This is a genomic window from Blattabacterium cuenoti (assembly GCF_014251735.1).
Classification (GTDB): domain Bacteria; phylum Bacteroidota; class Bacteroidia; order Flavobacteriales; family Blattabacteriaceae; genus Blattabacterium; species Blattabacterium cuenoti_C.
The window spans coordinates 198,301-222,993 of sequence record NZ_CP059197.1 but is presented as its reverse complement, the minus strand read 5'-3'; the positions used below and the strand labels follow the sequence as shown (position 1 = coordinate 222,993).

The 24,693-nt window shown below is 28.5% G+C and carries 23 protein-coding genes; 14 read left to right on the top strand and 9 right to left on the bottom strand.

Going from position 1 to position 24,693, the window contains the following annotated elements; translation table 11 throughout:
• The first annotated feature begins 10 nt into the window (after nt 1–10).
• From hisB to hisIE, 5 genes are read left to right on the top strand one after another with little or no spacing between them, the layout of a single operon-like run.
• Entirely contained in the window at nt 11–1,150 is a 1,140-nt protein-coding gene (gene hisB, locus H0H60_RS01035; RefSeq protein ID WP_185862866.1) for a bifunctional histidinol-phosphatase/imidazoleglycerol-phosphate dehydratase HisB, read from the top strand.
• A gap of 21 nt (nt 1,151–1,171) precedes the next feature.
• Nucleotides 1,172–1,762, top strand: a complete 591-nt coding sequence (gene hisH, locus H0H60_RS01030; RefSeq protein ID WP_185862865.1) for an imidazole glycerol phosphate synthase subunit HisH — start codon at nt 1,172–1,174, stop codon at nt 1,760–1,762.
• 31 nt (nt 1,763–1,793) lie between these two features.
• Nucleotides 1,794–2,519 (top strand): 1-(5-phosphoribosyl)-5-[(5-phosphoribosylamino)methylideneamino]imidazole-4-carboxamide isomerase, encoded by a 726-nt coding sequence (gene hisA / locus H0H60_RS01025; RefSeq protein WP_185862864.1) that lies wholly within the window; start codon nt 1,794–1,796, stop codon nt 2,517–2,519.
• Between the two features lie 8 nt (nt 2,520–2,527).
• Entirely contained in the window at nt 2,528–3,289 is a 762-nt protein-coding gene (hisF, locus tag H0H60_RS01020) for an imidazole glycerol phosphate synthase subunit HisF (protein WP_185862863.1), read from the top strand.
• Nucleotides 3,290–3,297: 8 nt separating this feature from the next.
• Nucleotides 3,298–3,909 carry a bifunctional phosphoribosyl-AMP cyclohydrolase/phosphoribosyl-ATP diphosphatase HisIE gene (hisIE, locus tag H0H60_RS01015; protein ID WP_185849977.1) on the top strand — a complete coding sequence of 204 codons (612 nt, stop codon included), beginning with the start codon at nt 3,298–3,300 and terminating at the stop codon, nt 3,907–3,909.
• Here hisIE and H0H60_RS01010 read toward each other — a convergent pair.
• Genes H0H60_RS01010 through rsmA form a run of 3 tightly spaced genes read right to left on the bottom strand, consistent with a single transcriptional unit; the run spans nt 3,906 to nt 6,164 of the window.
• Nucleotides 3,906–4,520, bottom strand: a complete 615-nt coding sequence (locus tag H0H60_RS01010) for a 7-carboxy-7-deazaguanine synthase QueE (protein WP_185862862.1) — start codon at nt 4,518–4,520, stop codon at nt 3,906–3,908. The genes hisIE and H0H60_RS01010 overlap by 4 nt on opposite strands.
• Nucleotides 4,507–5,394, bottom strand: a complete 888-nt coding sequence (locus tag H0H60_RS01005; protein ID WP_185862861.1) for a bifunctional 5,10-methylenetetrahydrofolate dehydrogenase/5,10-methenyltetrahydrofolate cyclohydrolase — start codon at nt 5,392–5,394, stop codon at nt 4,507–4,509. Before H0H60_RS01005 ends, H0H60_RS01010 begins: the two co-directional genes overlap by 14 nt.
• Nucleotides 5,391–6,164 (bottom strand): 16S rRNA (adenine(1518)-N(6)/adenine(1519)-N(6))-dimethyltransferase RsmA, encoded by a 774-nt coding sequence (rsmA, locus tag H0H60_RS01000; RefSeq protein ID WP_185862860.1) that lies wholly within the window; start codon nt 6,162–6,164, stop codon nt 5,391–5,393. The genes H0H60_RS01005 and rsmA overlap by 4 nt, the downstream gene beginning before the upstream one ends.
• Before the next feature lie 68 nt (nt 6,165–6,232).
• On the opposite strand from rsmA, the gene serS reads away from it, so the two are divergent.
• Together serS and metF are read left to right on the top strand one after the other, a co-directional pair.
• Nucleotides 6,233–7,507, top strand: a complete 1,275-nt coding sequence (serS, locus tag H0H60_RS00995) for a serine--tRNA ligase (protein ID WP_185862859.1) — start codon at nt 6,233–6,235, stop codon at nt 7,505–7,507.
• A gap of 16 nt (nt 7,508–7,523) precedes the next feature.
• The gene (metF, locus tag H0H60_RS00990) at nt 7,524–8,483 is read left to right on the top strand and encodes a methylenetetrahydrofolate reductase [NAD(P)H] (protein ID WP_185862858.1); all 960 of its coding nucleotides are present in this window, start codon (nt 7,524–7,526) and stop codon (nt 8,481–8,483) included.
• Here metF and H0H60_RS00985 read toward each other — a convergent pair whose 3' ends face one another.
• Entirely contained in the window at nt 8,484–9,461 is a 978-nt protein-coding gene (locus tag H0H60_RS00985; RefSeq protein ID WP_185862857.1) for a pyruvate dehydrogenase complex E1 component subunit beta, read from the bottom strand.
• A 135-nt stretch (nt 9,462–9,596) separates the two neighbouring features.
• Nucleotides 9,597–10,295 carry a hypothetical protein gene (locus tag H0H60_RS00980; protein WP_185862856.1) on the bottom strand — a complete coding sequence of 233 codons (699 nt, stop codon included), beginning with the start codon at nt 10,293–10,295 and terminating at the stop codon, nt 9,597–9,599.
• A gap of 183 nt (nt 10,296–10,478) precedes the next feature.
• On the opposite strand from H0H60_RS00980, the gene H0H60_RS00975 reads away from it, so the two are divergent.
• Nucleotides 10,479–11,102, top strand: coding sequence for a bifunctional nuclease family protein (locus tag H0H60_RS00975; protein ID WP_185862855.1), 624 nt, complete (start codon nt 10,479–10,481; stop codon nt 11,100–11,102).
• Nucleotides 11,103–11,109: 7 nt separating this feature from the next.
• Here H0H60_RS00975 and H0H60_RS00970 read toward each other — a convergent pair whose 3' ends face one another.
• Nucleotides 11,110–11,622, bottom strand: a complete 513-nt coding sequence (locus tag H0H60_RS00970) for a dihydrofolate reductase (RefSeq protein ID WP_185862854.1) — start codon at nt 11,620–11,622, stop codon at nt 11,110–11,112.
• A 24-nt stretch (nt 11,623–11,646) separates the two neighbouring features.
• Between H0H60_RS00970 and H0H60_RS00965 the strand changes: the two genes are divergently transcribed.
• Nucleotides 11,647–14,286, top strand: coding sequence for a valine--tRNA ligase (locus tag H0H60_RS00965; protein ID WP_185862853.1), 2,640 nt, complete (start codon nt 11,647–11,649; stop codon nt 14,284–14,286).
• 1 nt (nt 14,287) lies between these two features.
• Here the strand turns inward: H0H60_RS00965 and H0H60_RS00960 are convergent, their stop codons facing one another.
• From H0H60_RS00960 to ndk, 3 genes are read right to left on the bottom strand one after another with little or no spacing between them, the layout of a single operon-like run.
• Complete coding sequence (locus H0H60_RS00960; protein WP_185862852.1) at nt 14,288–15,034, bottom strand: TPM domain-containing protein; 747 nt, start codon at nt 15,032–15,034, stop codon at nt 14,288–14,290.
• A gap of 17 nt (nt 15,035–15,051) precedes the next feature.
• On the bottom strand, nt 15,052–15,654 hold the full coding sequence (locus tag H0H60_RS00955) for a LemA family protein (protein WP_185849966.1): 603 nt from the start codon (nt 15,652–15,654) through the stop codon (nt 15,052–15,054).
• Between the two features lie 54 nt (nt 15,655–15,708).
• Nucleotides 15,709–16,131 (bottom strand): nucleoside-diphosphate kinase, encoded by a 423-nt coding sequence (ndk, locus tag H0H60_RS00950; protein ID WP_185862851.1) that lies wholly within the window; start codon nt 16,129–16,131, stop codon nt 15,709–15,711.
• 121 nt (nt 16,132–16,252) lie between these two features.
• Between ndk and H0H60_RS00945 the strand changes: the two genes are divergently transcribed.
• The 5 genes from H0H60_RS00945 to H0H60_RS00925 all read left to right on the top strand — a co-directional run bounded on the left by H0H60_RS00945 (nt 16,253) and on the right by H0H60_RS00925 (nt 24,685).
• On the top strand, nt 16,253–18,697 hold the full coding sequence (locus tag H0H60_RS00945; protein WP_185862850.1) for an alpha-ketoacid dehydrogenase subunit alpha/beta: 2,445 nt from the start codon (nt 16,253–16,255) through the stop codon (nt 18,695–18,697).
• 54 nt (nt 18,698–18,751) lie between these two features.
• Complete coding sequence (locus H0H60_RS00940; protein WP_185862849.1) at nt 18,752–19,813, top strand: branched-chain amino acid aminotransferase; 1,062 nt, start codon at nt 18,752–18,754, stop codon at nt 19,811–19,813.
• A 3-nt stretch (nt 19,814–19,816) separates the two neighbouring features.
• Nucleotides 19,817–21,565, top strand: coding sequence for an arginine--tRNA ligase (argS, locus tag H0H60_RS00935; RefSeq protein WP_185862848.1), 1,749 nt, complete (start codon nt 19,817–19,819; stop codon nt 21,563–21,565).
• Nucleotides 21,566–21,581: 16 nt separating this feature from the next.
• Nucleotides 21,582–22,934: a signal recognition particle protein gene (ffh, locus tag H0H60_RS00930; RefSeq protein ID WP_185862847.1), complete on the top strand. Its 1,353-nt coding sequence runs from the start codon at nt 21,582–21,584 to the stop codon at nt 22,932–22,934.
• Between the two features lie 146 nt (nt 22,935–23,080).
• On the top strand, nt 23,081–24,685 hold the full coding sequence (locus H0H60_RS00925) for a glycerol-3-phosphate dehydrogenase/oxidase (protein WP_185862846.1): 1,605 nt from the start codon (nt 23,081–23,083) through the stop codon (nt 24,683–24,685).
• Nucleotides 24,686–24,693: the final 8 nt, after the last annotated feature.

Genomic DNA, 24,693 nt, shown 5'->3' with positions numbered 1-24,693 from the left:
AAAAAGGATAATGAAAAGAATATTATTTATTGATAGAGATGGAACTATCATCCAAGAATCCCCACCTACTTATCAAATTGATTCTCTTGAAAAGCTGAATTTTTACCCAAGAGTTATATTTTTTTTAACCAAAATAGCTCATGAATTAAATTATGATTTTGTAATGGTTACCAATCAAGATGGATTAGGAACGGATAAATTTCCTGAAAAAAATTTTTGGCCTATACATAATCATATTCTAAAAATATTAAAAACGGAAGGAATTCATTTTTCTTCTATTCATATAGATAGAACTTTTCCAGAAGAAAATTCTTCTACAAGAAAACCTGGAATAGGAATGCTAACTTCTTATTTTCATTTGGATTACAATCTTGAAAATTCGTTTGTTATTGGAGATAGATTAACTGATGTGTTGTTAGCTAAAAATTTAGGATGTAAATCTATATGGATCAATCCTCATCTTCTTGTAGAAGAAAAAAACTTATCTATAGAAAAAAAATCCTTAGAAAAGGTCATCGCGTTAGAAACCGATAATTGGGAAAGAATTTATGAATATTTAAAATCTGTATCTACTAAAAAAATTTTTCAACATAAACGAAAAACATTAGAAACAGATGTAAAAATAACTATTCAACCTTATGGAAAAGGAAAAGCAGAAATACAAACAGGATTGGGTTTTTTAGATCATCTTTTGGAACAAATGGCTTTTCACAGTCTTATTGATCTAAATATTCATACAATAGGAGACCTTGAGGTAGATGAACATCATACCATTGAAGATACAGCAATTACTTTAGGAGAAATTTTTTATCAATCTATAGATAAACGAGGAATAGAACGTTATGGTTTTTTTACTCTTCCTATGGATGACTGTTTGGCTACAGTTGCATTAGATCTTGGAGGTAGAAGTCAATTAACTTGGAATGCAAAATTTATTAGAGACAAGATAGGGAAAGTTCCTACGGAAATGTTTATTCATTTTTTTAAATCTTTTTCATCATCTGCAAAATGTAATCTTTATGTTCACGCTATTGGGAGAAATGATCATCATAAGATAGAATCTATTTTTAAAGCTTTTGCTAGAGCTATTAAAATGGCCATAAAAATGACCAATAATAAAAAATTACCTAGTTCTAAAGGCATGTTGTAAAAATGTTTTAATGAAAAAATTATGAAAACGATTATTGTAAAATATCCTGCTGGAAATGTTCAATCTGTTCTTTTTTCTTTGGAAAGAATAGGAGTAGAAGCTATTGTTACCGATTCACCAAAATATATTCAAAATGCAGAGAAAATTATTCTGCCTGGAGTAGGAGAAGCTAATTTTGCTATGAAATACTTGAGAGAAAAAAAATTAGATATAATAATATCTAAATTAGAACAACCTGTACTAGGAATATGTCTGGGAATGCAATTGCTATGCAAGTATTCAGAAGAAAGTAGTACTACTTGCATAGGGGTTTTTGATTTGTTCGTGAAAAAATTTCATTCAGAAAATAAAAATGAAAAAATTCCTCAAATTGGTTGGAATACAATTCACAAGCTAAAAGGACCTTTATTTGAAAATATTCCAGATGGAAGTTATCAATATTTTGTTCATAGTTATTATGCCCCTTTGGGAAAAAATACCGTAGCTAAAACAGATTATATCATCTCGTATAGTGCTGCAATACAAAAAAAAAACTTTTATGCTGTACAATTTCATCCAGAGAAATCTTCTTATGTAGGACATAAAATATTGGAAAACTTTATTCGATTATAAAATATAAATAATAATATAAATTACTCATATAATGCAGATTATCGCAGCTATAGATCTTATTGATGGAAAATGTGTTCGTTTGATACAGGGAGACTATAAAAGAAAAAAAATTTATAATAATGATCCGTTAGATGTTGCTTTTTTACTAGAAGATCATGGAATATCTAGATTACATTTAGTTGATTTAGATGGTGCAAAAAAAGGAAAAGTCATTCATTGGAAAGTTTTGGAAAAAATAGCAAAATTCACACATTTAATTATTGATTTCGGAGGAGGAATTCATACAGATGAGGATGTACGTATTGTATTTGAAAATGGAGGTAGCATGGCAACTGTTGGGAGTATTGCAGTGAAAGATCCATTTCTTTTTAAAAAATGGATCCATACTTATGGAGGAGAAAAAATACTTCTCGGAGTAGATGTTAGAGACAATAAAATAGCTGTTAATGGATGGACGAAATTATATGAAATTTCTTTTTGGGATTTCTTAAAAGAAAAAAAAAGTCATGGGGTAAGAAAAATTTTTTGTACGGATATATATAAAGATGGGAACCTTTCTGGTCCTTCTTTTTCCTTATATGAGGAGATCATTCAAAGATTTCCCGATATTGAATTTATTGCAAGTGGAGGAGTAAGGGATATAGAGGATCTAAAAAAATTAGACGATTTAGGATGTCATGGAGTTATTATCGGAAAGGCCATATACGAAAATAAGATATCGTTGTCAGAACTTAGAAATTGGAAGGAATATAAATAAAATTATTTATGTTAGTTAAACGTATTATACCTTGTTTAGATATAAAGAATGGAAGAACTGTAAAAGGAGTGAAATTTCAACATCTAAAAGATGCTGGAGATCCCATAAAATTGGGCAGTTGGTACACGCAACAAGGTGCGGATGAATTAATTTTTTTGGATATCACAGCGACAAATGAAAAACGTAAGACTTTATCCAGTTTAGTTAGAGAAATCTCTCGTCATATTAATATTCCTTTTACAGTAGGAGGAGGAATAGAGGAAGAAAAAGATGTGGAATTATTATTAAATGCCGGAGCAGATAAGATATCTATTAATACTGCAGCTTTTAAAAAACCAAAAATTTTAGAAATTCTTTCTAAAAGATTTGGAAGTCAATGTATCGTTTTAGCAATTGATGCAAAATATGAAGAAAATGAATGGAGGGTATATTTAAATGGAGGAAGAGTTTATACCAGTATAAAAGCTTTAGATTGGGCTCAAGAAGGAGCTGATAGGGGAGCCGGAGAGATATTATTAACATCGATGAACCATGACGGAACAAAAAACGGATTTGCTTTAGATATCACTAAAAAAATTTCTGAGAAACTTTCTATACCTATTATAGCCTCAGGTGGTGCTGGAAAATTAGAAGATTTTTATCAAGTATTTAAAAGTGGAAAAGCCGATGCAGCTCTAGCTGCGAGTATTTTTCACTATAAAGAAATAGAAATACCTGAATTAAAATGTTATTTAAACTATCATAATATTCCCGTCAGAACTAAAAAATAAATGAAAAAATGAAATATGTTTCAATAAAAAGAATAAATTTTAAAAACGACTTGATTCCTGTTATTATTCAAGATTACAAAACTAATAAAGTTTTAATGCTTGGTTATATGAATGAAGAAGCGTATATAAAAAGTATTGAAGAAAAAAAAGTGACTTTTTATAGTAGATCTAAAAAAAGACTGTGGACAAAAGGTGAAGTTAGTAAAAATTATCTTTTAATTAAAAATATATTGATTGATTGTGATCAAGATGCCTTATTAATTAAAGCAGAACCTACAGGTCCTATTTGCCATAAAGGAACGGATACCTGTTGGAAAGAAATGAACAAAATGAATTTTTTATTTCATTTGGAGAATATAATTTCTAATAGAGTCAATCAAAAAGATGAAAATTCTTATGTTGTTAAATTATTCAAAAAAGGTATTAATAAAATATCTCAAAAATTAGGAGAAGAAGCTGTTGAAATGATTATTGAATCTAAAGATGATAATCCAAGTCTTTTTTTGAATGAATCTGCGGATTTATTATTTCATTATCTTCTTCTTTTATATAGTAAAGGGGTGACCATCCATGATGTAATTAATCTTTTAGAAAAGAGACATAAAAGTAAAAACCATTAAGGAATATTTAATATTTTGTGAATTTGAAGAGATATTTTCCATTTAGGATGATTTTTTATATAAGAAATTATTTTTGGAAGTATTTTAATGTTGTTTTTCCATTCAGGTTGCAAACATAATACACAATTGGATTTTTTAGCATAAAAAGCTTGTTCTTCTGCAAAAGAAAAATCGCTATCATTACAAATAATTATTTTTAACTCATTCATTTTTTCATAATTTTCCTTTAAAGGACGTTTTTTCTTTTTAGGAGAAATGGTTATCCAATCTATATCTTTTTCGTGAATTGGATAAGAACCAGAAGTTTCAACATGAATGCGATATCCTTTCTTTTTAAGAATACTGGTTAAAGGAGTTAAATTCCACATCATAGGTTCTCCACCAGTAATTACAATAGTTTTTACCTTTTCATTGATATGATTAATAATTTGATGAACTGTTAAAAAATCCTTTTTTTCTATTTTCCAACTACTTTTTGTATCACACCAATCACATTGTATATTACACCCTTCAAAACGAATAAAATAAGCTGCTATTCCAGAAAAAAAACCTTCTCCTTGTATAGAATAAAAAGTCTCTTTAATAGGAAAAGAAACATTATTGATTTTCATTATTTAATCTATTTAATGCTGCCATTAAAGTGTTTTTGATAAGCATAATGCGGGTCATAGGGCCAACCCCACCTGGAACAGGGGTTAGATAAGAAGCTTTTCCATAAACACTATTAAAATCAACATCTCCTTTTAAAAATGATTTTTTACCATTTTTTACTATAGTTATACCGACATCTATAACTATAGCTCCTTTTTTAATCATTTGTCCTGTTAAAAAACCAGGACTACCAACCGCAGTTATAATGATATCAGCTTGTTTTGTATAGTAATCTATATTTGGAGTATGACTATGAGTAAGAGTAACCGTACTATTTCCAAGATAGTTTTTTCTACTCATCAAAATACTTATAGGTCTTCCTACTATACGGCTTCTTCCAATAACCACAGTATGTTTTCCAGATATTTCTATTTTATATCTGTCTAAAATAGTTAATATGCCTAATGCAGTTGCAGGAACAAAAGCCTTCATATCCAAAGACATTTTGCCAAAATTTTCTGGATGAAATCCATCTACATCTTTTTTTGGATTAATAGACATAATTATTTTATCTGAATTGATATGTTTTTGAAGAGGTAATTGAACTATAAAACCATCTATTAACGGATTATTATTCATTTTTTGAATTTCTTTTAATAATTCCCTTTCTGAACTATCATTTTGCAAATGGATTAATGAAGATTCTATTCCGATATTTTTGCATTCTTGTATTTTACTGTTTACATAGGTTAAACTCGAACTATTAGTTCCTAACAAAATGATTCCAAGATGAGGAAGTCGCTTTTTTTTATTTCGTATGTTTTTTTCTATTTCCTTGGAAATTTCTTTTCTTATATCGATTGCTAATTTATTTCCATTTAATAATTGAGTCATTTTCTATTTTCTATTTCTTTTGTTAATTGAAGAAAATCTTTTACAGATAATTGTTCTGCTCTTTTATTTAAGAATGGGAGATTATAAGAATTTGGTATTTCTTTAATAAAATATTGTAAAGCATTTTTCAATGTTTTCCTTCTTTGATTAAAAGCAATTTTTACACATTGGAATAAAAGATCCTTATTACAGATAATTTTTCTTTCTTTTCTCTTTAAGGAAATTACGGCAGATTTTACATTTGGAATAGGAAAAAAAACATGTTTTTTGACTGTAAAGAGGTATTTCACATCATAAAATGTTTGTACGAGAACAGATAAAATTCCATAGGTTTTATTCCCTTCATGAGATGTTATACGTTCTGCTACTTCTTTTTGAAACATTCCAATACATTCTGGGATATATTGATTATATTTTAATATCTGAAATAATATTTGAGAAGAAATCCTATAAGGGAAGTTCCCAATTATTGCGAAATTTTTTAGATTCATTTCTTCAGGATCCCATTTTAAAAAATCTTTGTGTATAATTTGATTTTTATAAACTGAAAAATTTTTTCTTAAAAAAAGGATTAATTTTTTATCAATTTCTATTAAAAATACTTTATGCCATGGAGTTAATAAATAACGAGTTAATATTCCTAATCCTGGACCTATTTCAACTACAGTATTATAATTTTGAAAAGAAAGATTATTAACAATTTTCTTAGCTATATTTTTATCTCTTAAAAAATATTGATCAAATTTTTTATGAAAAAAAGATTCACGCATTATGCAAAGATAGAAAATATATTATTTGTATCTTGTAAACACTTATAAATACGATTTTAATTTTCTCTATGCTTCAAGTCTCTTTTATACGTAAAAACAGGGAAAAAATTTTATCAGGACTAGAAAAAAGAAAATTTGATAAAAAACACTTAATAGATGAAATATTAAACTTAGATAAAAGCAAAAAAAAAATACAATATGAGATCAATAAAATCTCAGAGAATGAAAATAAAATTTCCAAAAAAATAAGTCATATTATAGGTGATGAAAATGGAAAAGAAGTTCAAATAAAATCTTTAAAAGAGGAATCAATTTCATTAAAAAAGAAAAAAAAAAATCTTCATATTCAATTAAAAAATCTTATTCAAGATTTAGAAAAAAAATTATATCAAATTCCTAATATTCCTGATGAAGTAGTAAAAAAAAATCTAGAAAAAGACGATTTTATTTTTCAAGAAGAAGCTCATCATTCAATAAAAATTGAAAATGCCCTTCCTCATTGGGAGTTAGCAAAAAAATTTCAGTTATTTGATTTATCCATAGGTACAAAAATATGTGGATCTGGATTTCCCGTATATATTGGAAAAGGGGCTAAACTGCAAAGAAGTTTAATTCAATATTTCTTAGATAAAAATATAGGAGCTTCCTATAAAGAGTATAGTTTCCCTTATCTTATTAATGAAATATCAGCCTATTCTACAGGACAAATCCCGGATAAAGAAGGTCAAATGTATTTAATAGAAAAAGACAATTTTTATCTTATTCCAACTGGAGAAATCCCTCTTATGAATTGTTATAGAAATCATCTATTAAATTATAGAGACTTACCTATAAAAGCAACTACTTACACATCTTGTTTTAGAAGAGAAGCTGGATCTTATGGATCTAAAGTACGAGGATTAAATAGATTGCATCAATTTGAAAAAGTAGAAATTGTTCAAGTTACTACTTCGGATACTTCTTTTTATTATTTAGAGGAAATGATTTTCCATGTTCAAAACATTTTGAAATCTTTGGAATTGCCGTTTCGTATTATTCGTTTAATGGGAAAAGATTTAGGATTTGCTTCTGCAATAACTTATGATTTTGAAGTTTATTCTATGGCACAAAAAAAATGGTTAGAAGTAAGTTCCATTTCTAATTGTACTAATTTTCAATCTAATAGATTAAATCTTAGATATAAAACCATTACAGGAAAAATGGAATTATGTCATACTCTTAATGGGAGCGCTCTTGCTTTACCAAGGATTATGGCCGCTTTATTGGAAAATCATCAAACAGTCAATCAAATTAATATTCCTAAGGTTTTAGTTCCTTATACAGGATTTAATAATATTAAATAAAAAAGTTTTTTATGTTATGAAAGTAACTGATCATATAGCTAAAGCTAAAAAGAGTTTATTTTCTTTTGAAATATTACCACCTTTAAGAGGGCATGATATCAAAGATATTTTTTATACATTAGATCCTCTAATGGAATTTTATCCTCCTTTTATTGATGTCACATATCATCGTGAAGAATTTGTTTATGTAGAAAAAGAAAACGGACTTTTACAAAGAAGAACTATTTCACGACGTCCAGGAACTGTAGGAATTTGTGCGGCTATTATGAATAAATATGGAATAGATGCGGTTCCACACCTTATTTGTGGCGGGTTCAATAGACAAATGACGGAAAATGCTTTGATAGATCTAAATTTTTTGGGAATAGATAATGTTTTAGTTCTTAGAGGAGATCCTCTAAAATCTGAAAAGAGTTTTTTTGCGCAAAAAGACGGTCATCAATATGCTGTCAAATTGGTTGAACAAGTTCAAAACTTGAATAATGGAAAGTACCTTGATAATACTTTTGAACAAAAAGACTCTCCATTATTTGATTTTTGTATTGGGATAGCTGGATATCCAGAAAAACATTTCGAGGCACCAAATATGGAAAGTGATTTATTCTTTTTAAAGAAAAAAGTGGAAGCAGGGGCTAATTATATTGTGACTCAAATGTTTTTTGACAATAAAAAATACTTTTCTTTTGTCAAAAAATGTAGATCAGAGGGAATTTCTGTGCCTATAATACCTGGAATTAAACCAATTACTTCTAAAAAACAGTTAAATAGTCTTCCTTCTCGTTTTTATTTAAATATTCCTCATGAATTAGTGAAGGAAATTGAAAAAGCAAAAGATAAAAAAATGGTTTCTCATATTGGAATTGAATGGGCTATCCAACAATCTAAAGAACTAAAAGATTCTGGAGTAGAGGTGATCCATTATTACACCATGGATAAACCAGAAAATATTTATAAGATAGTTCAAGCTGTATATTAATTAAATGTAAAGGGTTTCTTTTATAGCTTTTATTATTTTTTCTTCATTTGGGAACCAAGCTTTAATTAAATTAGATGCATAAGGTGCAGGAGTATCAAGTAGAGTGATTCTGCTGATAGGAGCGTCTAGGTAGTCAAATGCTTTTTTTTGTATAATGTAAGAGACTTCCGATGCTATTGAAGAAAATGGCCATGATTCCTCTAAAATTACTAAACGATTAGTTTTTTTCACAGAAAAAAGTATAGATTCATAATCTAATGGACGAATAGTCCGAATATCTATGACTTCTACACTAATGTTTTCTTTATCTAATTTATTGGCAATGTTTAAGGCCATTTTCATAATCTTTCCAAAAGAAACTAAACTAATATCTGTTCCTTCTTTTTTTACTTCAGCTTTTCCAATAGGAAGAATATATTCTTCTTCTGGAACCATCATTTTATCCCCATACATTTGTTCAGATTCCATAAAAATTACGGGATTATTATCTCTTATAGCGGATTTTAAAAGTCCTTTTGCATCATATGGATTACATGGAATTACTACTTTTAATCCAGGACAACTCGCATACCAACTTTCAAAAGATTGAGAATGTGTAGCTCCTAATTGTCCAGCAGATCCAGTTGGACCTCTAAAAACAATAGGGATATTCCATTGACCTCCACTCATATAACGTATTTTTGCCGCATTATTAATAATTTGGTCCATGGCGACTAAAGAGAAATTAAAAGTCATAAATTCAATAATAGGTCTACAACCGTTCATGGCAGAACCTACTCCTATTCCAGAAAATCCTAATTCTGATATAGGTGTATCAATAACTCTTTTTGGGCCGAATTCATCGAGCATCCCTTTAGAAGCTTTATAAGCTCCATTATATTGAGCCACTTCTTCTCCCATAAGATATACAGCGTCATCTCTTCTCATTTCTTCACTCATCGCTTCTGCTATGACTTCACGAAAAGTTTTTTCTTTCATCATAATGTAAATGTAAAAGTTCTCAACTGTTAAGTAAGGTAAGAAGTAAAAAAAAACAATATAAAATAATAACGGAAAAGGAAGTATAATCTAATATCTGCCTTTTCCGTTTTTTTTTTGAGAATAATCAATCAATCAGTTCTTTTTGTCCTGTGTTGTTGTTTGATCTGTATTCTCGTTGTTGTTGGTTGTTTTATTTTTATTTCTTTTTTGTAAATCTTCTTGCATTTTCTGAAGAGCGAGTTGTTCATTTTTAGCTTCTGTTATCGATTTAGTTAGTTGACTCAAAAACACATTTTTTTCTTTAAGTATTTTTAATTTTTCTTTCCCTAATTTTTTTTGCTCTTCAAATTCTTTTTGAGCTTTTAATTGTTCTTCTGAACCATAAGGTTTAGATTTCATCACCGTTTTTTTTCTTTTCACTTCATTCAATATTACTTTTTGTACCCCAACCATATGATAAAATTCATTATGATGAAATTCACTCTCTTTTTCTAATTTTTCTATTTTTTCACCTATCTCTTTTATTCTTTTAGATAAATCTTCGGGATCAATATTAACAGGAATTGAAGAAGGTGGTGTATTTCCACCACCATTAGTAGGGTCAGTAGGAATGGAAGGGAAAGGATGTATAGGAGTAGATGGTGGAGGGCTTGTTGGATTAGAGCTAGCAAAGGAAGGATCTGGAGGAGGAATAGAAGGTGAATCTTCCGTTGTTTTTTTATTTTTTAATCCAGATTCATCAGCAGAAGTGATCTCATCATTACAGGAGATAAGACAAACTCCTAACGATAGAAAAATTGTTGGAATTATAAATCTAATAGAAGTATTCATAAGTAAAAATTTTAAATAGTTACATAGTTATAGTTACGATTCTTAAATATATAAAAAAAATTATTACATATAACAACAATTTTTACAAAGAATTTTATATATTTCTATTTTAAAATGAATAATCCATAAAATTTACTTCCAAATTTAGTATATTTGATGATATAATATATCGATATATATTCTATGGAACAACTCATCAGATTAGCTATACGTGGAATATCCTTAAGTCAAATACAATCTGGGATATATGTTTTATTATTGGAAGAAGAATCTGGAAGAATAAAACTTCCTATTATCATAGAGAGTTTGCAAGCTCAATCTATTGCTTATGCTTTAGGAAAAAGAGATCCATCCAGATCTTTTACACATGATCTATTTCTCACTTTTGCGAAAGTATTTCATATAAAGTTAAAAGCAGTTGTAATATATAAATTAGTAAATGGGATATTTTTTTCTTATATATTGTTTGAAGGAGAAAATAAAGAACATAAGATAGATTCCAAAACATCCGATGCAGTAGCTTTAGCTGTGCGATTTCAAGCTCCCATTTATACTACAAAAGAAATATTTGATAAGGCTGGAATTTATTTCGAAAATGGATTTCCTATCGATAATAAAGAAAATGAGCAACCTTCAGAAGGAGGAATGGAAAATTCTGTTCCACTTGTTTTTAACAAAGAAAAAAGTCAACAAGATTTAGAGAAAATGACAGAAAGAGATCTTAACGCTTTATTAAATCATGCAGTGGTCAATGAGTGTTATGAATTGGCAGCTAGGATCAAAAAAGAACTAGATAGAAGAGAATAATAAATAATTAGCCCTTTCTTTCATATCGTATAAAACTATAATTATATAAATGATTTTTATCTTTTTCATGAAAAGATTCATATTTTTTTTTCCACTTGCTAAGATGAATTTTTGGAAATTTTGCATCTCCGTAAAATTTTTGGTGAATGACAGTTAATTCTATGACATGGGCTTTTTCTATAGTGGAAGCATATATTTTCTCTCCTCCTATCACAAATATTTTCTTATAGGTTAAGTCATAAACCTGTTTCAAAGAAGAATAAACCTCTAAAGGACAGAGATGATCGGTATTATTAGTCGAGGATAATAAATCTATTTTATTTTTTTTTGTTAGTATAATGTTTCTTCTTCCTGGAAGAATTTTCCCAATGGATTCAAAAGTTTTCCGACCCATAACAACGGTTTCTCCAAAAGTCATATTTTTGAAACGTTTTAAATCATTAGGTAAATGCCACATTAATTGATTATTTTTTCCTATAAAACCATTGCTAGAAACAGCAGAAATAAGTATAATTTTCATTTTTTTTTATATATTTTTAAATTTATGGACATTCCAATTAAATATGATCCAAAATCTGTAGAAAAAAGAATCTATCATCATTGGATGAAAGGGGATTACTTTTTTTCTTTACCAGGAAATAAGGATCCTTATACAATTTTGATGCCACCTCCGAATATTACTGGAGTTCTTCACATAGGACATATATTGAATAATACTATACAGGACGTATTGATTAGATATGCAAGAATGAAAGGATACAATCCATGTTGGATTCCTGGGATGGATCATGCTTCTATTGCTACAGAAGCAAAAGTAGTTCATCAATTAAAGGAAAAAGGATTGTCTAAAATCCTTATAGGAAGAGATAAATTTTTATCACATGTTTCGGAATGGTCTGATAAACATAAGAACATTATTTTAAATCAACTAAAAAAATTGGGTTGTTCTTGTGATTGGAACCGGGTTCAATTTACTATGGACAATAATTTGTCCAAATCTGTTACAAAAGTTTTTATAGATTTATATGATAAAGGATATATATACAGGGGGTATCGTGTAGTCAATTGGGATCCAGAAGCGAAAACTACTATTTCTGATGAAGAAGTATTCTATCGAGAACAAAAAGGAAAACTTTTTTATATAAAATATCCAATAGAAGGGGAAAAATATTTTGTGACTATTGCTACGACTCGTCCTGAAACAATGTTTGGGGACACAGCGATTTGTTTCCATCCAGATGATAATCGTTATTTTCATTTAAAGGGAAAATACGCTAGAATACCAATAATAAACCGATTGATTCCTATTATTCAAGATTCATATGTAGATCCATATTTTGGATCAGGATGTTTAAAAATCACTCCAGCTCATGACATAAACGATAAAGCGATTGCTGATACATATCATTTAGACATAATTGACATTTTTAATGAAAATGCGACTATCAATGAAAAAGGTCTTCATTATCAAGGAATGGATCGTTTTGAAGTGAGAAAAAATATAATAAAAGAATTATCTAGTTTAGGGTTTATAGCTAAGGTAGATAACTTTAATCACAAAATTGGATTATCAGAAAGAACAAAAACCGTAGTAGAACAAAAATTGTCTCTTCAATGGTTTTTAAAGATGAAAAAAATGTCTGTTCCTGCTATAGAAGCGGTTAAAAATGGAGATATACAATTTTATCCAAGTAGATTTAAAAAAATTTATTTTCAATGGATGGATAAAATTCGTGATTGGAATATATCTAGACAATTGTGGTGGGGACATCGTATTCCCGTTTATTATTATGGAAATTCAAAAAATGATTTTGTAGTAGCAGAAAACTTGGAACAAGCGTTAATAAAAGCGAAAATGAAGAGTCATGATCCTCATTTAAACTATGATCAAATTAAACAAGAACCAGATGTTCTAGATACATGGTTTTCTTCTTGGATCTTACCTATGTCTGTGTTTGATGGAATTCTTCATCCTCATAATCAAGAAATATCTTATTATTATCCGACTGAAGATTTGGTCACAGGTTCAGATATCTTGTTTTTTTGGGTTGCACGTATGATTATGGCTGGTTTTTTTTTCCGAAAAAAAAAACCCTTTAAGAAGGTTTATTTTACTGGAATAGTAAGAGATGATAAAAATCAGAAAATATCTAAATCTCTAAATAATTCTCCAAATCCTGTAGATTTAATTGAAAAATATGGAGCAGATGCCGTTCGTATGGGAATTATGCTCAGAGCTAGTGCAGGAAAAGATTTTCATTTTGAGGAAAATATCTGTTTACAAGGAAGAAATTTTTCTAATAAGATATGGAATGCTTTTCGTTTGATACAAAGTTGGGATATAGAAGAAAAAAATCAAAATTTTCCTGAAGCATCTAAAAAGGCTATTATATGGTTTGAAAATCGTTTTTATCATGTTTTGGAAATTTTTGAAAAATATTTTCATCAATATAAATTTGATGAATCATTGATGATTTTATACAAGTTAATTTGGAATGATTTTTGTTCTTTGTTTCTTGAAATTATTAAGCCTGTTTCTGGAAAATGTATATCGAAATCCGTTTATTCAAATACAATTAAGTGGTTTGAGAATGTGTTAAAATTATTACATCCATATATGCCTTTTCTTTCAGAAGAAATTTGGAATCTTCTTAAAAAAAGAACAAGAGAGGAAGCGTTAATTATTTCTTCTTGGCCTAAAAAAAAATCCTATAATCAGAATGTTTTAGTTTCTTTTGATAGGGCTGTTCAAATTATATCTCAAATACGTTCTATAAGAAATAAAATAAATATTCCTTATAAAAAAAGCTTAGTTTTATTTTATGTGAAAGAAGGAGCAGAGAAAGAATACCATTCTATAATATTAAAATTAGCAAATTTATCTCAAATAATTCATGTGTTAAAAAAACCTAAAAAAGAACAATTTTTTTCCTTTTTTTTAGGAACGGATAAATACTTTTTATCTATCAAGTCTTCTTATAAGAAAATGGATCTTATTCAGATTCAAAAAAAAATTCAATATTTTTATAATTTATTATCTATGATCCGGAATAATTTATCCAACAATAAATATGTGAGGTCTGTTCCAAAAGAAATCCTTTTAAAAGAAAAAAAGAAAGAAAGTGATACTTTGAAAAGTATAGCTTATCTTGAAGAATTTTTAACAAAAAAAAATACAGATTAGATTACCAGTTGTCGCATGATCCACCACCTCCAAAATTTCCACCTTCTCCGAATCCATCAAAACTATCTTCATTATCGGAATATTTTTTTTTGAATAGTAGAATATTCGTTAAAAATAATGTATTTAATAATGAAGGATCTATTCTTTTTTTACATAAGCATATGAAAAAAAACATCATCAAAAAAACACTAATAGAAAAAACAAAATTCCATTTGGAAAAATGATTTTTTTTGTTTTCCTTGTTTATATATTCATTTTTCATGATTCTAAATATCTCTTTAATACTTATATCTATAGCTTTATAGTATAGATTTTTCTTTAAAAGAGGTTTTATTTTTTGGATGATGCGTCGAGTGGTAAAATCGGTCAAGTATGGCTCTATTCCGTATCCATTTTGAATGGATATTTTTTTATCGTTTATAGATAATAAGATGATAATTCCATTGTTTTTATATTTTTTTCCAATATGCCATTTATTTCCCCATTTAGAAGCTAAAAAATTTGGATCTTCTCCATAAAGATCTCGAACAATAGAAATTAAAATTTCTGTGGATGTTTTTTTTGAATATTGAATGAGTCTTTCATTTAATTCTTGTATTTGAATGTGTGATAATACTCCTGCATAGTCGTTAACGGGATATATTTTTTTTGGATTTTCAGGGATATTCAATTGTCCTTGTACTGAATTTGTGAAAATTAGTAGTAAAATGAGTAAGAATTTAATAATTCCTTTTAGGATTTTTTTCATCTAAAATCTTTTGTTTGCTAATCCTGAAAATTTACAATAGGAGCTTTTTCTGATCCGATTTGAGATTGGAAATATCCTTTTTCTCTAAATTGAGGAAAAAAATTCGCGATGATAATTTTTGGAAATTTATTTCTATAAGTATTAAAATGATTTACTTGATCATTAAAACGGTTTCTTTCCACATTAATACGATTTTCTGTTCCTTCTAGTTGATTTTGTAATTCGGAAAAATTTTGTGTGGATTTTAGATGAGGATAATTTTCTACAATTAATAATAATCTGCTAAGAGAACTTTGTAATCCTTCTTGTACTCTTTGAAACTTGCTTATTTGATCTTGATTTAAATTATTTGGATTTATATTCATGGAAGTGGCTTTTGCTCTTGCTTCTATTAGCTGATTCAGAGTGTTCTTTTCAAAAGAAGCGGATCCTTTTACCGTTTTTACTAAGTTTGGAATCAAGTCTGCTCGTCTTTGATAAACGTTTTCCACTTGACTCCATTGTGTTTTGATATTCTCATTTAATTTGACTAGTTGATTATATGTTCCAGTTATCCATAAACTGATTATAAATATTAAGATTAAAATAGTATAAATCGTAATTAAAAAACTTTTTTTCATTTTATCTTCCTAATTCTATATTACCAAAATACAAATTTTTGTAATTAAGTTGAATTACCAGAAAATTTCTCGATGAGAGAAATAAAAGAGACATTCTCTAAAAGCATTTTGATTACTATCTGATCCATGAATCGCATTTTTTTCTAAAGAACTTGCATATAATTTTCGTATCGTTCCTGCGGCTGCATGAATAGGATTTGTATTTCCTATTAAAGTTCTAAAATTTTCTACTGCATTTTCTTTTTCGAGAATAATACAAACTATTGGTCCAGAAGACATAAAATTCACTAAAGAATCGAAAAATGGACTTTCTTTATGTTCTGCATAAAATTTCTTGGCAGATTTTTTAGAAATATCCGTCATTTTCAGCGCCCGAATATAAAACCCTGCATTGACTATATGAGACATAATAGGCCCTATATATCCTTTTTCAACAGAATCCGGTTTGATAACAGCCAATGTGATTTTCCCCATCATGTGAGAGATCATTGTTTATTTTTTTTTTAAGCAATATATCAAAAATAAACTTCATTTTTTCTTTTTTGTAAGAAAATATGAAAACTGTATTTTCATACAAAAAAAATTAGTATTAATGATCATGAATAAAAATAGTATAAAATCTAGTATAGGGGGATATGAAGGAAAAACCTCTTTCGATTTGTTTCGAAAAATGATTTTGAATGATTATAAATTAGCAAGAATCAGTCGTGAAACCAGTCTTTTAGGTCGTAAAGAAGTATTAAATGGAAGAGCGAAATTCGGAATATTTGGAGATGGAAAAGAAATCCCTCAACTAGCTATGGCTAAAGTTTTTAAAAATGGAGACTTTAGATCCGGATATTATAGAGATCAAACTTTTATGATGGCTATTGGAGTTTTAAATGTAAAAAGTTTTTTTTCTCAATTATATGCACATTCTAATTTAGAAGCAGAACCTGTTTCTTCTGGTAGGATGATGACTTCTCATTTTGGAACACGTCTTCTGAACAAAGATGGAAGTTGGAAAAACCTCATTAACCAGAAAAACTCTAGTGCAGATATGTCTTCGACAGCTGCACAAATGCCAAGACTATTAGGTCTTGCTCAAGCTTCGAAAATTTACAAAAATTTAAGAAATTTGAAAAAAACACATAAAATGTTTTCTCATAATGGAAATGAAGTAGCTTTTGGAACCATTGGAAATGCAAGCATTTCTGAAGGTTTGTTTTGGGAAACGGTGAATGCCGCTTCCGTATTACAAATACCTATTATCCTTTCTATTTGGGATGATGAATATGGAATATCCGTTCCTAATAAGTATCAATTTTCAAAACGAAATATTAGCGATCTTTTATCCGGATTTCAGAGAACTCAAAAAGAAAATGGAATAGAAATTATTCGTGTAAATGGATCTAATTACATGGATCTTACAAAAACATATGTACAAGCAGATAAAATAGCTCGTCATGAGCATATTCCAGTTGTAATACATGTTACGGATCTCACTCAACCACAAGGACATTCGACCTCTTCATCACATGAACGATATAAATCTAAAGAGCGTTTAGAATGGGAAATAAAAAACGATGGAATCAAAAAATTTAGGGATTGGATTTTGAATTTTCAGTTTCAAACAAATACGGACATTGTTCAAAAGATTGCGGATGTAGATGATCTGGATAAAATAGATATAGAAGCCAAAGAATATGTTCTTCAAGAACAAAAAAAAGCTTGGGAAGCGTTTCAAAAGCCTATTGAAAAAATAAAGAATGAAGCTGTTAGTATTTTGCAAAAATTGGAATATACTTTTCCACGTAAAAAATGGATAAAAAAATATGTCAAAGAATTGCTTACGATTAAACAGTTACATACGAAAAAATCAATCTTTCGTCTTGTACGAAGATCTTTGTATCTTCTTTCGAAAGAAGAGTCTTATCAGAAAGAATGTCTGATAAAATGGTTGAAAAAAAAATACCATAAAGAACAAGAGAATTATTCTTCACATTTATATAGCATTTCTGAAAAATCTTCCGTAAAAATTACCGAAATTTTTCCGGTATATGACAAGAAAAATGCTTGTGAAGTAGATGGAAGAATCGTTTTAAGAGATAACTTTGATAAGTTATTAGAATTATACCCTGATCTTTTAATCTTTGGAGAAGATGTCGGGAAAATTGGAGACGTAAATCAAGGACTAGAAGGTCTTCAAAAAAAATATGGAGAATCACGAGTTTTTGATACGGGAATACGTGAATCTACTATTCTTGGACAGGGGATTGGTCTTGCTTTGCGTGGACTTCGTCCTATAGTTGAAATTCAATATTTAGATTATATTCTGTATGCTTTACAAATTATGAGTGATGACCTTGCTTGTTTACAATACAGAACAAAAGGTGGGCAAAAATCTCCCGTTATTATTCGAACAAGAGGACATCGTTTAGAAGGAATATGGCATTCTGGTTCTCCTATGGGAGGAATAATCAATTATTTAAGAGGAATTTTAGTACTTGTTCCAAGAAATATGGTAAAAGCTGCGGGCTTTTATAATACCCTTTTAGCTGGAGATGATCCAGCTTTAGTCATTGAATGTCTCAATGGTTATAGAATAAAGGAAAAACTTCCAGAAAACTTAGGTTATTTTAGAACTCCTATTGGAATAGTAGAAGTGACTAGAATAGGAAAAGATATTACGATTGTTACTTATGGTTCTACATGGAGAATTGTTCATGAGGCTGCAGATGAATTATCTAAAATCAATATTTATCCTGAAATAATAGATATTCAATCGCTATTGCCTTTTGATCTTCAAAAGGATATTGGAAAAAGCTTAAGAAAAACAAATAGATTATTAATTATAGACGAAGATGTCCCAGGAGGTGCATCTGCTTATATACTTCAAAAAATATTAGAAGAACAAAACGGATACTATTATTTAGATAGTCCTCCTATTACAATTACGGCTCAAGAACATCGTCCTCCTTATGGATCTGATGGAGATTATTTTTCAAAACCATCTGTTGAAAATATTGTAGAAAAAGTATTAAAAATCATGCATGATAGTTAGAAAATTATTTTTATTATTAATTATCTTTGAAAAGATAAAGTCTTTTTTGCCGTTATGAAAATAGAAAAAACCTTACATTCTAGGATAGATGAGATAGATTTTAACAATATTTCTTTTGGAAATCATTGTTCAGATCACATGTTTTGTTCAGAGTTTATAAATGGAGAATGGAAAAATTCAATCATTAAACCATTTGGAAATATAAACATTTCTCCAAAATCTCTTGTATTTCACTATGGACAGGCAGTTTTCGAAGGAATGAAAGCTTATAAAGATAAAAATGAAGAAGTTTTTTTATTTCGTCCAGAAGAAAATTTTAAAAGAATAAATAGATCTGCTAAACGTTTAGAAATGCCCTCTATTCCAGAATCCATATTTATGAATGGATTAAAAAAATTAATAGATATAGATCGAGATTGGGTACCAAAACATTATGGACAATCTTTATATATTCGTCCTTTCTTAATTGCAATGGATGGAGTTTTATCGGCTAAACCATCTAAGGATTATTTATTTATGATTATATCTACCCCTGCAGATGCTTATTATGAATATCCATTAAAAATAAAAATAGAAGAAAAATATAGTCGTTCTGCATCAGGAGGAGTTGGATTTACTAAAGCTGCTGGGAACTATGCTTCTTCTTTTTATCCTACTAGATTAGCAAGAGAAGAAGGCTTCGATCAAATATTATGGACTGATTCCTCCACTCACACATGGATTGAAGAATCGGGAACGATGAATGTTTTTTTTTGGTTGAAAAATAAACTCATTACTCCACGAGCTAATGAAAATATATTAAGTGGAATCACTTGTCAAAGTCTTCTTTCTTTAGCTAAGAAAGAAGGACTAGATATACAAGAAAGAGATTTAAGTGTTTCAGAAATAATAGATGGATTAAAAAAAGGAGTATTAAAAGAAGCTTTTGGTTGTGGAACAGCTGTAGTGGTTAATTATTTTCAAACTATTAGTTATCAAGGAGAAAATTTTTATTTACCAGATATACCAGATGAAGAAAGAATATCTATTTTTTTGAAAAAAAAACTATTAAACATTCAGCATAACTTATCGGAAGATCCTTTTGGATGGCGTTTAAAATTAAAAATATTTCTGTAATCTATGAATGATGATTTTCCATCCATAGAGGAATCAATCAAAAAATCCATCTCTATTTTATACAGATTGGACCATTGTCCTAGATTAGATTTTCAATATACTAAAAAAGAACATCCAGGAGATGTTACTTTTATTTTATTTTATTTGTCTAAAATATTAAAAAAACCTGTAGAAGAAATTGGAAAAGATATTGGAAATTACGTAAGGGATCAATTAAAAGGTATGATTAGTTTTTCTATTGTTGGAGGTTTTTTAAATTTTATTTTTAAGGACAGTTATTATCTTTATCTTCTTATAAAGATGTTAAATAAAAATTTTGATGATTTAAAATTGTCTGATAAAAATATCATGATTGAATATTCTTCTCCCAATGCAAATAAACCTCTTCATTTAGGTCATATAAGAAATAGTCTTATTGGTGATTCTTTATCCGAAATATTGAAGATGGTTGGATATAAAACAACTAAAATACAGATAATTAATGATAGAGGAATACATATATGTAAGTCTATGATAGCTTGGAAAGAATTGGGAAAAGGAGATACCCCTGATAGGATAGGTATGAAAGGAGACCATTTCGTGGGAAAATATTATAATTTATTTGAGAAAATTTATTGTGAAGAAGTTCAAAAATTTTCTAAAAATAATCAGGATCATATTTCAATTATAAAAAAGGCTAGAAATTTATTAAAAAAATGGGAATCAGGAGATGATGAAACTAGAAATATTTGGAATATAATGAATAAATGGGTTTATGATGGGTTCAAAGAAACTTATAAAAAATTAGGAATAACTTTTGACCAAGTAGAATATGAAAGTGATGTTTATGAAATTGGAAAAAATATCATAAAAAATGGTTTGAAAAAAGGAATTTTTTTTCAAAAAAAAGATGGGTCTATTTGGGTTGATTTAACTAAAGAAGGTTTTGATCAAAAACTTTTATTACGATCAGATGAAACTTCTGTATACATAACCCAAGACATAGGAACTGCTGTAGAACGTTTTAGAAAGTATGATATTGATCAACTCATTTATATTGTAGGAAAAGAACAAGATTATCATTTTAAAGTACTTTTTACTATCCTGAAACGTTTAGGATGCATATGGGTAAAAAAATTAACTCATCTTTCTTATGGAATGGTAGATTTACCAAGTGGTAGAATGAAATCCAGAAAAGGAAATATTATAGATGCTGATAGTTTGATATTAGAAATGTCTTCTATTGTAAAAAAAAATTTTTTAAAAGATTTTCCTAAAGAAGAACAGGAAAAATATGCAGAAATAATAGGAGTAGGAGCTATAAAATACCATTTTTTGCAAGTAGATCCTAAAAAAAGGATCATTTTTGATCCTGATAAATCTATAGATCTTAAGGGGAAGACAGCTACATATATCCAATATACTTATTCGAGAATTCGTTCTATTGAACGAAAATTTACTTATTTGTGTTCCTTGACTCATAAGGATTGGTCTAATGCAGAATTGGATATACATGAAAAAAATATGATTAAAATTATTCAAAAATATCCATTAATATTAAAAAAATCTGCAATAGATTTGAATCCTTCTTTAGTAGCTAATTATATATATGAAGTAGCTAAGATATTTAACCATTTGTATCAAAATACAAGAATAATAAACCCTTTAGATGTCATTCATAGTAATATTTGTATGAATATTATTCATGTGACAGGGAATATTTTAAAATCTGGAATGAATTTATTAGGCATCAAAATGCTTGATCGTATGTAAAAAAAAATAAACGTTTATGTTTGAACATTTACAAAAAAAATTGAATAAAGCTTTTCATATTTTGAAGGGAAATAGTAGAATAACTGAAACAAATATTGCAGAGACTATGAAAGAAATTCGTAGAGCTCTTATTGATGCTGATGTTAATTACAAAATTGCTAAAACCTTTGTTCAAAGAGTTAAAGAAAAATCTATAGGTAAAAAAGTACTAACTTCTTTAAATCCAAGACAACTAATTATAAAACTTGTATATGATGAGTTAGTTTCCCTTATGGGAGAAAAAAATAGAGAAATAAATATTTCTAATAACCCTTCCATTATTTTGATTTGTGGTTTACAAGGAAGTGGAAAGACTTCTTTTTCTTCTAAGCTTGCTTATTTTTTGTGTAGAAAAAAAAATAAAAATCCTTTATTAGTAGCTGCAGATATTTATCGTCCTGCAGCCATAGATCAACTAAAAATTATTGCAGATAAAGTTCATCTTCCTGTTTTCTTTTTAAAAGGAAATAAGAATGTAATAGAGATTATTGAAAAATCTCTTATTTACGCTTCTGAAAAAAAATATAATGTCGTTATTATTGATACTGCAGGTCGATTAGCTATTGATAAAAAGATGATGAATGAAATTCAAAAAATTTATCAGGATTATAATCCTGATGAAACTTTATTCGTTGTAGACTCCATGACCGGACAAGACGCTATAAATACGGCTCAAATTTTTTCTCATACTCTGAATTTTGATGGGATAGTAATGACTAAATTAGATGGGGATAGTAGAGGAGGAGTAGCTATTACTATGTCTAGTGTCATTGGAAAACCTATAAAATTTATTAGTAATGGAGAAAAAATAGAAGATATAGAAATTTTTTACCCAGAAAGAATAGCTAATCGTATTTTAGGAATGGGGGATATCGTTTCTTTAGTAGAAAAAGTTCAAGAACAATTTAACGAGGAAGAAACTAAAAATATTTATAAGAAGATTTCAAAAAATCGTTTTAATTTTGATGATCTTTTGGAGCAACTTCAACAAGTGAAAAAAATAGGAAGTATGAAAAATCTTATGTCCATGATTCCTGGCATGGATAGATTTTTTGAGCATAAGAACGAAAAAAAAGATTCTTTCAAAGAGATAGAATCTATAATTCTATCTATGACTCCATATGAGAGAAATCATCCAAAAATGCTTGATGATGTGAGAAGAAAAAAAAGAATTTCAAAAGGTTCTGGAGTTTCCTTAAGGGAGATTGACCTTTTTTTAAAAAAATTTTATAATATAAGTAAAATGATGAAAACTATTAATGCTAATTCTGGATCACAAATAATAAAAAATTTTTTATCGAAAATGATTAATAAAGAAAATAGGATATAGGTTATTTATATTGGATTAATTTTAATAAAAATTTTCTTTTATTGAAAATATTTTTAATTTTGTTCGTTTGATATGAATGTTTTTTTAAGATCCCAATGGGAGTATCCTGTTCTGGATGAATTTATATGTACATGAATGAGTAAATCATGATGAAAGGTTTTTTAAATAGAGAAAGATTTTTAGGTATTTTAGAAAATATAAATATTTGGGATGTTGTTGTTATTGGGGGTGGGGCAACAGGATTGGGAATCGCTTTGGATTCAGCTTCTAGAGGATATAAAACTCTTCTTTTGGAACAGTCTGATTTTTCTAAGGGAACTTCTAGTCGTAGTACTAAATTAGTTCACGGAGGAATACGATATTTGGCTCAAGGAGATATAAAATTAGTTTATGAAGCTTTACAGGAAAGAGGACATTTGTTGAAAAATGCTCCTCATTTGGTAAAAAAACAACGATTTGTTATTCCTATTTTTAGTTGGCGAATGGGGCTTTTATATTGGGCTGGTTTGAAATTTTATGAATGGTTAGCTGGTTCTCTGAGTTTTGGAAAATCTCAATTTTTATCTAGAAATGAAACACTGAAAATGTTTCCTGAAATTCGACCCAATAGTTTGAAAGGAGGTATTTTATATTATGATGGACAGTTTGATGATGCTCGTTTGGCTATTAATATAGCCCAAACTTGTGTTCAGCAAGGAGGAGTAGTATTAAATTATTTTCAAGTAAAAAATCTTATTAAAGAAATAGGAAAAATATCTGGAGTGATAGCTTATGATCTTGAAACCAAAAAAAAGTATTCTATTTATTCAAAAACAGTTATTAATGCCACAGGGGTTTTTTCAGATTCTATTTCTAAAATGGATGAATCTACATGGCCCATTTTAATAAAACCTAGTCAAGGGACGCATATTGTTTTAAATAAGTCATTTTTTAGCAGTTCCAATGCGATAGTTATTCCAAAAACGACGGATGGTCGAATTCTTTTTAGTGTACCATGGTATGATCATGTTTTAATAGGAACTACAGATACTTTTTTGGATAAAAGTGATCTTGAACCTAAACCTTTAGAAGAAGAAATAGATTTTATTTTACATACTTTTAAGCAATATTTTGTATATACACCGAAAAGAAAGGATATTCTAAGTGCTTTTTCAGGTTTGCGTCCTCTTTTTGTTCCCCGTCATTTTTCTTCTTCTTCTACCACTCAGACTAAAGATATATCTAGATCTCATAAACTTATGATTAGTCCTTCTGGACTAGTAACTATCATAGGTGGAAAATGGACGACATATAGAAAAATGGCAGAAGAAACTGTCAATAAAGCTATTGAGATAGGGAAATTAAATAAAGTTCCTTCTATCACAAAAAATATGAAAATTTATGGATCCATCTCTTCATGCAAGAATCATAATTTTCATTGGAAAAAATATGGTGAAGATGAATCTCATATTCAAAAATTAATTGAGGAAAATCCTCTATGGGGAGAGTCCTTAATATCTAAGTGTCCTTCTTATTATTGTACTGAAGCAGAAGTGAGATGGATGGTCCGTTATGAAATGGCTAGAACGATTGAAGATGTTTTAGCAAGAAGGTTTCGTTTATTATTTTTAAATGCTAAAAAAGCGATAGATATAGCACCACGAGTAGCAGCATTAATGGCTCAAGAACTTTCTCGAGATAAAACATGGGAAAAATCACAGGTAGCTGCTTTCAAAGAGTTAGCTATGCAATATTATTATCCAGTAGTTTAATATTTTAA